At 62.8% G+C, this 12101-nt stretch carries 12 protein-coding genes; 5 read left to right on the forward strand and 7 right to left on the reverse strand.

Going from position 1 to position 12101, the window contains the following annotated elements; genetic code table 11:
- Positions 1 to 49 precede the first annotated feature (49 nt).
- Complete coding sequence (locus NLY42_RS10935; RefSeq protein WP_023685374.1) at positions 50 to 1213, reverse strand: M20 aminoacylase family protein; 1164 nt, start codon at positions 1211 to 1213, stop codon at positions 50 to 52.
- Positions 1214 to 1446: 233 nt separating this feature from the next.
- Between NLY42_RS10935 and NLY42_RS10940 the strand changes: the two genes are divergently transcribed.
- The gene (locus NLY42_RS10940; protein WP_023685373.1) at positions 1447 to 2625 is read left to right on the forward strand and encodes a D-alanyl-D-alanine carboxypeptidase family protein; all 1179 of its coding nucleotides are present in this window, start codon (positions 1447 to 1449) and stop codon (positions 2623 to 2625) included.
- 3 nt (positions 2626 to 2628) lie between these two features.
- Complete coding sequence (locus NLY42_RS10945) at positions 2629 to 3723, forward strand: CobW family GTP-binding protein (protein WP_023726959.1); 1095 nt, start codon at positions 2629 to 2631, stop codon at positions 3721 to 3723.
- 3 nt (positions 3724 to 3726) lie between these two features.
- Here the strand turns inward: NLY42_RS10945 and NLY42_RS10950 are convergent, their stop codons facing one another.
- The 5 genes from NLY42_RS10950 to NLY42_RS10970 all read right to left on the reverse strand — a co-directional run bounded on the left by NLY42_RS10950 (position 3727) and on the right by NLY42_RS10970 (position 7697).
- Positions 3727 to 3984, reverse strand: coding sequence for a sulfurtransferase TusA family protein (locus NLY42_RS10950; RefSeq protein WP_031193210.1), 258 nt, complete (start codon positions 3982 to 3984; stop codon positions 3727 to 3729).
- 59 nt (positions 3985 to 4043) lie between these two features.
- A complete protein-coding gene (locus NLY42_RS10955) occupies positions 4044 to 5339 on the reverse strand; it encodes a L,D-transpeptidase family protein (protein ID WP_023685371.1) in 1296 nt (431 codons plus the stop codon).
- Positions 5340 to 5573: 234 nt separating this feature from the next.
- Positions 5574 to 6524, reverse strand: a complete 951-nt coding sequence (locus NLY42_RS10960; RefSeq protein WP_023685389.1) for an acetyl-CoA carboxylase carboxyltransferase subunit alpha — start codon at positions 6522 to 6524, stop codon at positions 5574 to 5576.
- Between the two features lie 88 nt (positions 6525 to 6612).
- Positions 6613 to 7524: a site-specific tyrosine recombinase XerD gene (locus tag NLY42_RS10965; RefSeq protein WP_286489141.1), complete on the reverse strand. Its 912-nt coding sequence runs from the start codon at positions 7522 to 7524 to the stop codon at positions 6613 to 6615.
- A gap of 20 nt (positions 7525 to 7544) precedes the next feature.
- On the reverse strand, positions 7545 to 7697 hold the full coding sequence (locus tag NLY42_RS10970) for a hypothetical protein (protein WP_023670666.1): 153 nt from the start codon (positions 7695 to 7697) through the stop codon (positions 7545 to 7547).
- Positions 7698 to 7868: 171 nt separating this feature from the next.
- On the opposite strand from NLY42_RS10970, the gene NLY42_RS10975 reads away from it, so the two are divergent.
- Genes NLY42_RS10975 through NLY42_RS10985 form a run of 3 tightly spaced genes read left to right on the forward strand, consistent with a single transcriptional unit; the run spans position 7869 to position 10503 of the window.
- Entirely contained in the window at positions 7869 to 8480 is a 612-nt protein-coding gene (locus NLY42_RS10975; RefSeq protein WP_023670667.1) for a shikimate kinase, read from the forward strand.
- The gene (aroB, locus tag NLY42_RS10980) at positions 8477 to 9610 is read left to right on the forward strand and encodes a 3-dehydroquinate synthase (RefSeq protein WP_023706317.1); all 1134 of its coding nucleotides are present in this window, start codon (positions 8477 to 8479) and stop codon (positions 9608 to 9610) included. Before NLY42_RS10975 ends, aroB begins: the two co-directional genes overlap by 4 nt.
- The gene (locus NLY42_RS10985) at positions 9607 to 10503 is read left to right on the forward strand and encodes an HlyC/CorC family transporter (protein ID WP_023670669.1); all 897 of its coding nucleotides are present in this window, start codon (positions 9607 to 9609) and stop codon (positions 10501 to 10503) included. Before aroB ends, NLY42_RS10985 begins: the two co-directional genes overlap by 4 nt.
- A gap of 41 nt (positions 10504 to 10544) precedes the next feature.
- Here the strand turns inward: NLY42_RS10985 and NLY42_RS10990 are convergent, their stop codons facing one another.
- Positions 10545 to 12095: a SpoVR family protein gene (locus tag NLY42_RS10990; RefSeq protein ID WP_023714987.1), complete on the reverse strand. Its 1551-nt coding sequence runs from the start codon at positions 12093 to 12095 to the stop codon at positions 10545 to 10547.
- Between the last annotated feature and the right edge of the window lie 6 nt (positions 12096 to 12101).

The following is a 12101-nucleotide window of genomic DNA, read 5'->3' on the forward strand; positions in this document are numbered from 1 at the left end:
GCCAAGAGGCTCGCCGAAGGCAATTCGGCCGGCCTTTCGGCGGTATATGTCAGGCTGCGAGCGCCGTTTCGGCCAGTTTTACCCAGTAGCTCATGCCGTGCGGGATGACTTCGTCGTTGAAGTCGTAGGCCGGATGGTGGAGGCCGGCGGTCTCGCCATTGCCGATGAAGATGAAGGCGCCAGGGCGGGCTTCCAGCATGTAGGAGAAGTCTTCGCCGCCCATCACCGGCTGGATGGCGCGGTGGACCTGGGTGTCGCCGGCGACATTTGCCGCGACATCGCCGGCAAAGACCGTTTCTTCCGGATGATTGAAGGTCACGGGATAGTTGGCGTCATAGTCGACAGTGATCGTCGCGCCGAAGGCGGTGGCTATTCCTTCGCAGATGGTGCGGATGCGCTCTTCCGATTTCTTGGCGATCTCTTTCTTCAGTGTGCGCACCGTGCCGGCAATCTCGGCGGTCTCGGGAATGACGTTGTAGGCGTCGCCGGCGTGGAACTTCGTCACCGAAACCACCACCGCCTCGACCGGATCGGTGCTGCGCGAAGCGACCGTCTGAAGGGCGCCGACCAACTGGCTGGTGATGACGATCGGGTCGATCGTGCCGTGCGGCATCGCCGCATGGCCGCCGCGGCCCTTCACGGTGATGGTGAACTCGGCGGTCGCCGCCATGATCGGACCCGGCCGGATGGCGAACTGGCCCACCGGCAGGCCCGGCATGTTGTGCATGCCAAAGACCCGCGAAATATCGAAACGCTCCATCATGCCGTCCTTGACCATCTCGTTGCCGCCGCCGCCGCCCTCTTCGGCCGGCTGGAAGATGACCGCGACCGAGCCGGCGAAATTGCGCGTTTCGGTCAGATATTTGGCGGCGCCCAAAAGCATCGCCGTATGGCCGTCATGGCCGCAGGCATGCATTTTGCCAGGAATGGTCGAGGCATAGGGCTTGCCGGTGATCTCGTTGATCGGCAGCGCGTCCATGTCGGCGCGCAAGCCGATGGTCGCGCCTTGCCCCTTGCGGCCATGGATGATGCCGACGACGCCGGTCTTGCCGAGGCCCGTCACCACGTCGTCGCAGCCGAATTCCTTCAGCTTCTCGGTGACGAAGGCGGCGGTCTTGAAGACATCGAAATTCAGTTCTGGCGTCTGGTGCAGATGGCGTCGCCAGCCGGCAACTTCATCCTGCATCTCGGCGGCGCGGTTGAGAATCGGCATAATGGTTCCATCTCGCTATTGGAGCAGACGATCTGGCCTGCTTGATTGCAATTGTGATTGCCATGCTTGTTGCCATCTTGGCACTTTGCCATCTTGGCGTCACATAGGGTAAATAGCACCCCAGACAATGTGATCCGGAAATTGAGGGCCGGATCAGGTCATGCTGGCCATCGCGTAACGAAATCTTACGGAGCCAGGGGCGACTACGGCAAGAGGCGATTTCGGATTCCATGATGCGGCACAGCCATATCCTCAAATTACTGCTAACGGGCGGCTTGGCGTTACCCATGCTGGCTGGGCCAGCTTTGGCCAATCCGGTGATCCTGTTCGACCTCAACAGCGGCAAGGTTCTGCAGCACCAGGACGCCTTCAAGCGCTGGTATCCCGCTTCGCTGAGCAAGCTGATGACCGCCTATGTCACCTTCCGGGCGATTGCCGCCGGCGAGGTCCAGCTCGATTCACCGATCAAGGTGACCAAGCATTCGGCGGGCGAACCGCCGAGCAAGATGGGCTTCAAGCCGGGCTCGGTGATGCGGCTCGACAATGCGTTGAAGATGATGCTGGTCAAATCGGCCAACGATATCGCCATGGCCATCGGCGAAAACATAGGCGGCTCGCAGGCCGGATTCGCCGTTCGCATGAATGCGGAGGCGGCGCGGCTCGGCATGACCGGAACGCATTTCGTCAATCCGAACGGACTGTTTTCGCCGGAGCAGTATACGACGGCGCGCGATCTTGCCCTGCTGGTGATGGCGATCCGCAAGGAATTCCCGCAATACGCCCCCTGGTTCTCGATCGAAGGCCTTGCCGTCGGCAAGAAGGCGATCTCCAACTACAATCTCTTGATCGGGCGCTATCCCGGCGCCGACGGCATGAAAACCGGGTTCGTTTGTCCCTCGGGCTTCAACATGATCGGCTCGGCGACACGCAATGGCCGCACGCTGGTCGCGGTCGTGCTCGGCGAAAAATCGGCGATCAGCCGTGCCGAGACCGCCGCCAGGCTGCTTGACCAGGGCTTTGCCATGCCCGACCCGAACTGGCTCACGGTCGCGGCCATGCCTTCCTATGGCGATACCATGTCACCCAACGACATGCATGATGAGATCTGCAAGAAGAAGGCGCCGCACGAGCAGTCCGAGGCGGCTCCGCCGGTGGCCGCGAAGGGCGCCGACGTGCCGAAATCGCCCTATCAGGAAAAGCTCGACCACGTGCCGACGCTGGTTGCCGTGGGCCTCGGCGGCGCCACCGGGCCGGCGCCGAAGGCGATGCTCGACCAGGGCGGCCAGGAATACGCCGATGTGCCGCTGCCGAGCTGGCGGCCAGACATTCCGGCGCCAAAGGGCGCCGAACCGGCCGTGGTGGGCCAGGCAACCGCGGTGCAGGGCGACCAGCTGGTCAAAGCCGCGAACTAGGCGATGGCTGGCTTTCCGATACCCGTCACGGTGGTCACCGGCTTCCTCGGCGCCGGCAAGACGACATTGCTCAACCGGCTGCTCAAAGATCCGGCACTGGTCGACACGGCCGTCATCATCAACGAATTCGGTGAGGTGGCGATCGACCACCTTCTGGTCGAGCAGGCCTCGGACGGCATCATCCAGCTGTCCGACGGGTGTCTATGCTGCACGGTGCGCGGCGAACTGGTCGACACGCTGGCTGACCTCGTCGACCGGCTGCAGACGGGCCGTATCGCCCGTCTCGCCCGCGTCGTCGTCGAAACCACCGGGCTCGCCGATCCGGCGCCGGTGCTGCAGTCGATCATGGCGCATCCCGCCCTGGTGCAGGCCTTCCGACTTGATGGCGTCATCACGCTGGTCGACGCGGTCAACGGCAACGCGACGCTCGACGGCCATGTCGAGGCGGTCAAGCAGGTGGCAGTCGCCGATCGCATCGTGCTGACCAAGGTCGATCTGGCCAGCGATTCCGGCGACGTCGATGCTTTGCGAACGCGAGTCCATCAGCTCAATCCAGGCGCCGTGGTGCTGGAGGCCGGCGACGGCCGAACCGGCGTCGCGGCTCTGTTCGACTGCGGCCTCTACAATCCGGCGACCAAATCCGCCGATGTCCGGCGCTGGCTCGGCGAAGAAGCCGCCCATGAGCACCACCATCATCATCATGATCACGGCGAGCATGAGCACCACCACGATTCCCGCGTGCGCTCCTACTCGCTGGTCCATGACGGCCCGGTGCCGTTTTCGGCGATCGAGATGTTCCTCGACCTGCTGCGTTCTGCGCATGGCGACAAGCTTTTGCGGATGAAGGGCGTCATCGAGCTTGCGGAGGACCCGTCGCGGCCGCTTGTTGTCCACGGGGTACAGAAGATCCTGCATCCGCCGGCGCGGCTACTGGCCTGGTCGGACGGCCAACGCGGCACCAGGCTGGTGCTGATCACGCTCGATATGCCGGAAGATTATGTGCGCCGGCTGTTTTCCGCTTTCACCAACCGGCCGTCGATCGACACGCCGGATCGCGCGGCGCTGGAGAGCAATCCGCTGGCGATAGCCGGGGGCTGATTCTCAGGCTCGCTCTGCGCCGCGTTCGACCAGGAAGCGGTGGCCGCCGGTGACGGCTGACGTTTCAACCAGTTGGTGACCAGCGTCGGCGCAAAAGGCGGGGATGTCGATGACCGCCAGCGGGTCGGTGGTCTCCAGCCAAAGCCGGCTGCCCGGCTGCATTGCCGCTAGGCGTTTTTTCGCCTTGAGAACGGGCAGGGGGCAGTTCAGGCCCTTGAGGTCATAGATTGCGGTGTGATTTGTTTGTTTGTTTTCATGCATGTCTTTGTCCCAAAACCGCTGCGCACTTTTGGGCGGCATGCATCGGCAAGGCGAAAACCTCAGCCGCCGAACATGCCTAGCAGCTTGTTCTTGATCTTCGACATCCGGCTTTCGTCCGCCGGCGGTTCCGCAGGCGCCGCCTCGACGCTCGCAGTGGCGACCGGCTGCTGGGCGGCCTGCTTGGCTGCTTCCTTTTCGGCCAGCGATTGGGCCTTTGCGGCTTGCTTTTCAGCCAGTGCCTGGGCCTTGGCGGCTTTCGCAGCCTCGATGGCAGCAACCCGCTGTTCCTCGGCCTTGCGCTTGGCTTCCTTCTCTGCGTCCAGCGCCGCCATCTTGCGGCCGGCGGGCGAATCGATGCGGCCCATGCGCGCCGTCTCGGTCAGCGTGCCGTCGGAATTCAGCGACGGCGGTTCGATCGGCACGCGCTCGCCCCGGGCGCGGCGCTTCGACCAGTCTGAAACGATGGCGGCTTCCTTGATGCCGGCAATGGTTGGCTTGGGCGCTGGCACGCTGGCCTTGACCGCGCCGGTGAAGGCCGCGTCATAGCTGCTTTGATAGGCGTTGAGTGCGCTCTTCAGCGAATCGGGCTGCGTGGTCGCGGGGCATGCGCCAGTCGGATCGAATGTCGTGCCCTCAGGCGCCACCTGGTTGAAGACATAGCGCTTGTCGCAGACATCGACCTTCGGTGGCACCTTGGTGATCTCGAAATTGTCGTAACCGACCTTCAGCATCTTCCAGAACTCATAGTTCGGGTCGTTGCGGTAGCGCGCCATGTTGGCGGCGGTCATGCGGAACGGGAAGGCCTGGATCTGGAACTCGGTCTGGCCGCCCTGGAAGGCATCGCGACCAAAAGCGTAGATCTGCTCGATCTGCGGGTCGGTCATCGAATAACAGCCCGACGACGAGCAGGCGCCGTGCACCATCAGATTGGCGCCGGTGCGGCCATTGGCACGGTCATAGGCGTTGGGATAGCCGATGTTGAAGGACAGGTGATAGTTCGAGCGCGGATTCATCTGCGACGGGCGGACCGTATAGAAACCTTCCGGCGCCTGGCGGTCGCCCTCGGTGTATTTTGGGCCGAGCTTGCCCGACCATTTGCAGATGTCGTAGCTGGCGACCATCTCGTAGCGGCCGGTGGTCTTGGCCTTCCAGATTTCGAGCTTGCCTTCTTCCTTGAAGATGCGAGCCATCACCGACGAGGTGCGGATCATGCCCTTGGCTTTCATGTCGGCCAGGATCTTGTCCGGCAGCGGCTTGCTGGCTTCCGGCGCAAAATTCTTCATCGAGGAATCGTTGCAGCCGGCAACGCCAAGCGCGGCGATCAGGAGTCCAGTGCGGGCAAGCTTGGTAAACATGGATACGGCTATGTCTTTTTCTCGCGGCACGGCCGGATAGCGCCCGGGCCTGCATGCTGAACACTGACGGACCCTAAGCCCGTTAACCTTGAAAATTCCTTACCGCAAGCGTCGGACGGCGCCCCCCACGGCAATTCGCCCGGTGTCACGGATTTTTTATTGAGCCGAATGCGGCGGCATTTTTGTGGCGAAATTGCTCCTTGACGCCACATTGCGGTGCGCTGCCGGCCAAAATCAGAGGCTGCGGCCCATCGCCAGATATTTTTCGCGGCGCTGTTCGCGAAAATCGGTGTTGGCGCCGGCAAAATCCTTCATCGTCTTGGCGATGAGATCGCCGGTGGCGGCGATCACCGTTTCGGGCGCGCGCTGGGCGCCGCCGAGCGGCTCGGCAATGATGGCGTCGATGATCTTCATTTCCAGAAGGTCCTGGGCGGTGATCTTCATGTTGGTCGCCGCATCTTTCGAGCGCGTGGTGTCGCGCCACAGGATCGAGGCAGCGCCTTCCGGCGAGATCACCGAATAGATGGCGTGTTCCAGCATGTAGACGCGGTTGGCGGTGGCGATCGCAATGGCGCCGCCCGAACCGCCTTCGCCGATTACAACCGAAATCGATGGCACTTTGAGGCCGAGGCAGGCCGAGGTTGAGCGGGCGATGGCTTCAGCCTGGCCGCGTTCCTCGGCGCCAACGCCGGGGTAAGCGCCGGCGGTGTCGACCAGCGTCAGAAGTGGGATCTGGAAACGGTCGGCAAGTTCCATCAGCCGCACGGCCTTGCGGTAGCCTTCAGGGCGCACCGAGCCGAAATTGTGCTTGAGCCGGCTCGCCGTGTCGGAGCCCTTTTCCTGGCCGATGACGGCCACCGGTTCGCCGCGGAAGCGGGCGAAGCCGCCGATGATCGCCTGGTCCTCGCCGAAATTGCGGTCGCCGGCGAGCGGCGTGAAATCGCTGAACAGACCCTTGATGTAGTCGAGGCAATGCGGCCTGTCGGTGTGGCGCGCGACCTGCACCTTCTGCCACGGCGTCAGCGCCTTGTAGATGTCGCGCAGCGCGTCGCGCACGCGCTTCTCGAGCCGGCTGATTTCGTCGCCGACGTCGACCGCCTCGCCATTCTCGGCAAGCTTCTTCAGCTCGAGGATCTTGAGTTCAAGGTCCTGCACCGGCTTTTCGAAATCGAGGTAATTGTACATTCTTGAGCGGACCGATGCGTCGGAAGGCAAACATCGCGCAGATGTAGGCTCCGCGCGGGCACGTTGCCCTCACATAGCGATATGAGGCCTAGTCGGCAAGCGGATGATGATCGTTGACCAGCCGCACCAACCGCTCTTCCAGCACATGCGTGTAAATCTGCGTGGTCGAGATATCGGCGTGGCCGAGCAGCTGCTGCACCGCCCTGAGATCGGCGCCGTTCTGCAGGAGATGGCTGGCGAAAGCATGGCGCAGCACATGCGGCGAAATTTTCGCCGCCGATATGCCGGCCCGCGCGGCAAGGCCTTTGAGATCGCGGGCAAAGACCTGCCGGGAGAGAAAGCCGCTGTCGCCGGCGGCCGGGAACAGAAACGGGCTGTCGGCGAAAGCCGGCACCGTGGCCCGGGCTGTGAGCCAAGCCCGCATCGCCGTGCGGGCCTTGGCCGACAGCGGCACCATGCGCTCCTTGTCGCCCTTGCCGCGCACCATGAAGAAGCGGTCGTCGCGCTGCGCGACGGTCACCGGCAGGCCGACAAGTTCGGAGACGCGCAGGCCGGTGGCATAGAGCACCTCGACCAAAGCGTGCAGGCGCAGTGCCGCCACCCGGTCGCCATTGACGCCATCGCCTGTCTCAAGCGCCGCACGGTCGAGCAGCCGACCGGTATCGGCCTCGCTCATCGTCTTGGGCAGCGGCCGGCCCTTTTTCGGACTGTCCAGCGTGCCGGTCGGGTCGTCGCCGCGCAAGCCCTCGGCGTAGAGAAACTTGAAGAACTGGCGGATCGCCGACAGTTTGCGCGCCTGCGACGTCGACGCAAAGCCGCGCGCCGCGATATCGTCGAGATAGGCGCGGATGTCGGCTGCGGCGGCAGCGGCAAGCCCGCCGGCAATCTGCTGCGAAGCGTCTTCGAGATCACGGCGGTAGGAAGACAGCGTGTTTGCAGCGGCACCGCGTTCGGCGCTCATCATCTCGAGAAAGGCTTCGATGCGAGCCGCGCTGTTCATGTTCCAGGGGTCAGTTTGGGTCAGTTTTTCTTGGGGTTCAGCTTTTCCGGTGGGATGCGCACGGTGATTTCGGCTTTTTTCGGCTCGACGAACATCGCCAGCGCCACCATCGTACCATAGGCAATGCCGGCAAGAATCATCATCGTCACGACAAAGCGGAACAGTGTCGGCATCAATCTTCGCCCGTCTTCTTGCTCTGCGATTCCAAGCCCGTGTCCTTATGGGACGCTAATTCCGTCAATTCAAGGACGAAGGGCTCTGCGTGCGAAAGGCGCTATGCTTGACGCAAACGGGCTTTTGATGTCGATACGCCGGTAAAGACGGCTTAGAAACAGCATGGTCTCATGAACGCGTTACCAGCAAATCCTCCCGGCGATAGCCATGCCGCGCTGCTCGACAGGCTGGGCAGCCGCTCGATCGTCTTTGTCGGCCTGATGGGCGCCGGCAAGACGGCGATCGGCCGCAAGGTGGCGACGATGCTGTCGCTGCCCTTCGTCGACAGCGACCAGGAGATCGAAACCGTGTCGCGCATGACGGTGCCGGAACTGTTCGAACGTTATGGCGAGACCGAATTCCGGGCATTGGAGCAGCGCGTCATCCTGCGCGTGCTGGAGAGTGGGCCGCAGGTGCTGTCGACCGGCGGCGGCGCGTTCATGAATGCGCAGACGCGGGAAGCGATCGCCGGGCATGGCGTGTCGGTGTGGCTGAAGGCCGAGATCGACCTGTTGATGGAACGCGTGTCCAAGAAGCAGAACCGGCCGTTGCTCAAAAGCGCCGATCCGCGCGCCGTGCTCGAGCGGCTGATGGGCGAGCGCTACCCGGTCTATGCCACGTCCAACATCACGGTGCCGACACGCGACGACCGCAAGGAGGTCATTGCGACCGAGGTTGTCGACGCGCTGTGCGGGCATTTCGGCATTCCGGCTCCGACTGCGCCGGGCGAGGTGCGGCTGTGAGCGAACCGGTCACTGTCGAGGTCGGCCTTGGCGAGCGTGCCTATGACATCCTGATCGGCCCCGGCCTTTTGGCGCGCGCCGGCGCCGAGATTTCGCGCCGCCTGCCCGGCACGAGAGCGGCGGTGGTCACCGACGACAATGTCGCGGCGGCACATCTCGACGCGCTGAAGGCCGGTCTGGAAACAGGCGGCATCCAGCCTGCCGTCATCACTTTGCCGGCCGGCGAAAAGACCAAGAGCTTTGCCCATCTCGAAGAGGTGGTCGACGGCGTGCTCGCCGCCAAGCTGGAGCGCGGCGATGTCGTCATTGCGCTCGGCGGTGGCGTCATCGGCGACCTCACCGGCTTTGCCGCCGGCATCGTGCGCCGCGGCATGAATTTCGTCCAGATTCCAACCTCGCTGCTGGCGCAGGTCGATTCCTCGGTCGGCGGGAAAACCGGCATCAACAGTCCGCGCGGCAAGAATCTGGTCGGTGTCTTCCACCAGCCGAAACTGGTGCTGGCCGACACCGAAGTGCTCGACACGCTGCCGATCCGCGAATTTCGCGCCGGCTATGCCGAGCTTGCCAAATACGGGTTGATCGACCGACCGGCGTTTTTCGCCTGGCTGGAAGCGAACTGGGAAAAGGTGTTCGCTGGCGGACCGGAGCGGACCGAGGCCATTGCCGAGGCGTGCCGCGCCAAGGCCGATGTCGTCGCCCGCGACGAGTTCGAAACCGGCGACCGCGCACTGCTCAATCTTGGCCACACATTCGGCCATGCGCTGGAAGGCGCCACACAGTATGACGGCGCCCGCCTCGTCCATGGCGAAGGCGTCGCCATCGGCATGGCGCTGGCGCACCGCTTTTCCGCAAGGCTCAATCTGGCCAGCCCGGACGACGCGGCGCGGGTCGAGGCGCATCTTCGCGCCGTCGGTCTACCCTGGCGGATGGCCGACATCCCTGGTGAGTTGCCCGATGCCGAGGCGCTTCTTGGCTTCATCACCCAGGACAAGAAAGTGTCGCGCGGCGCGCTGACCTTCATCCTGACGCGCGGCGTTGGCCAGGCTTTTATTGCCAAGGATGTACCGGCGTCGGAAGTGCTTTCGTTCCTCAGCGAAAACCACCCGGGCCAGGAAGGCCGGCCGCGATGATCAACGAGCCCGGCTGGACCGTCGTCGCCGTCCTTGCCATCCTCATCCTGCTTGTCCTGGCCGTGCGCACGCGCCTGCTTGCCATGTTCGGCTATGAGTTGTCGCGCATCGAGCCGCAGCGCTCGACCCAGGACGAGTTGCGCGGCGCGGTCGACGATTTCCGCCGCGACGGCCAGATGGTGCGTGAGGACCGCGACCGTGTCGGCGGGCTGTTCGATCTCGCCGAGCTCGAAGTCTCCGACATCATGGTCCACCGCACCAATATGCGCTCGGTCAATGCCGACAATGGGCCGGAAGCCGTGGTGCGCGAGATCCTGCAGAGCCCGCACACCCGCATGCCGTTGTGGAAAGGCTCTCTCGACAACATTGTCGGCGTGCTGCACGCCAAGGACCTGCTGCGAGCGCTGAACGAGGTCGGCAACGACTTTTCCCGGATCGACGTGATGAAGATCGCGTCGAAGCCTTGGTTCGTGCCCGACACCACCACGCTGCAGGAACAGCTCAACGCCTTCCTGCGTGCCAAGGCGCATTTCGCTATCGTCGTCGACGAATATGGCGAGGTCGAAGGGCTGGTGACGCTGGAGGACATTATCGAGGAGATCGTTGGCGAGATCGCCGACGAGCACGATGTCGACATTCAGGGCGTCAAGCAGGAGGCGGACGGTTCCGTGGTCGTCGACGGCACCGTGCCGATCCGCGATCTCAACCGGGCGCTCGACTGGAACCTGCCTGACGAGGAAGCGACCACCATTGCCGGCCTGGTCATCCACGAGACGCAGTCGATCCCCGAGGAAAAGCAGGCTTTCACCTTCCACGGCAAGCGCTTCGTGGTGATGAAGCGCGACAAAAACCGGATCGCCAGAATCAGGATCAGGCCGGCGGGCGAATCTTAAAGGTACCGAGCAGGCCCGCCACATGACGCTCTTTGCCGAGCTTATGCCGCGATCTGGCTCGTAGACCGTTCGTGGATGGTCGCACCGGTTTGAGCGTCAACTGCGACCAGGCTGACCTCGTAGCCCCAGAGGCTGCGGACATGGCGCAGCGTCGCGTCACGGCTGGCCCCTTCGAGCACAACACCATCCTTTACCCTGTGTTGCAGCCGCAACTGCCGGTCGCCGAGCAGGTCGACATCAATCACCTGGATGTCCGGCCGATTCGCTCCAAGGTCGTAACTGTGGGCTAGCTGGGCGCGTATCTTGTGATAGCCACGTTCGTTGTGGATCGACGCGACTTCGAAATGCGGTTTGTCGGCTCCATCGCCAAGCACGAAGAACCGCCATTTTCGGATCAAGCTCGGGCTGAGGTACTGGCGGATAAAGGATTCGTCGCGGTGGTTGGCCCAGGCCTCAAGCAGGACCTCGCGCCAGTTGCCATGTCCTGCAATGTCCGGGAACCAGTCGCGGTCCTCCGCCGTCGGCTCGGTCGAAATGCGCTGTATGTCCTGCATCATGTCGAGGCCGAGGGCATAGGGATTGATGCCTGAAAACCGGGGATCGTCAAAGGCCGGCTGGAAGATCACGTTCGAATGGTTGCGCAGGATTTCGAGCATGGCACCTTCGCCGATCCGGCCACGATCGAATAGCATGTTCATGAGGGTATAATGCACGAAGGTGGCGCAGCCTTCATTCATGACTTGAGTCTGTCGCTGCGGGTAGAAATATTGCGCGATGACGCGGACGATCCTGATGATCTCGCGCTGCCAGGGTTCCAGGATCAGGCTGTTCTTCTCGAGGAAATAAAGGAGGTTTTCCTCGGGAAGGTTGAGCGATCTCTTGCGCTCCGCCATCCCTTGATCCTCATTGCCGGACTTGTTTTTGTTCTGCGACGGCGGCAGCGTGCGCCACAGATCGTTGTAGGAGCGCTCTTCGTATTCGAGGCGCTCGCGAAGCCCTTCGCGCTGTCGCTCCGACGAGAGCTTTGGCGGCCGGTGGTAGCGGAACACCCCTTGTTCCATCAGCGCATGGGCGGAATCGAGAATGGCCTCCACTGCTGCAAGGCCGTGCCGCTCCTCGCACCGGGCGATGTAGCCCTTGGCGAAGTCCAGATAACCCAGGATTGCCCCGGCGTCGGTCCATTGCTGAAACAGATGATTGTTCTTGAAGAAATGATTGTGGCCAAGCGCCGCGTGGGCCGTCACAAGGGCCTGCAACGCCATGGTGTTTTCCTCCATGAGGTAGACGATGCAGGGATTGGAGTTGATGACCAGTTCATAGGCCAGCCCCCGACCACCCTTACGGTAAAGAAGCTCCTGGTGAAGGAAATGTTTGCCGAACGACCAATGCCGATACATCAGTGGCATGCCGATAGATGAGTAGGCGTCGAGCATCTGCTGGGAGGAGATTATCTCCATCTGGACCGGGTAAGTATCGAGATACAACTCGTCGACCGCGATCGCCTCGATCTCTTCAAAAGCCCGCGATAATTTCTCGAAATTCCAGTCAGAACCGGAAAACAACAAATTCGTTTCGTTGGCTCGCCTGACCATCTCTCT

Origin of the sequence: Mesorhizobium sp. C372A (genome assembly GCF_030323245.1) — a bacterium.
In the GTDB taxonomy this organism is placed as follows: domain Bacteria; phylum Pseudomonadota; class Alphaproteobacteria; order Rhizobiales; family Rhizobiaceae; genus Mesorhizobium.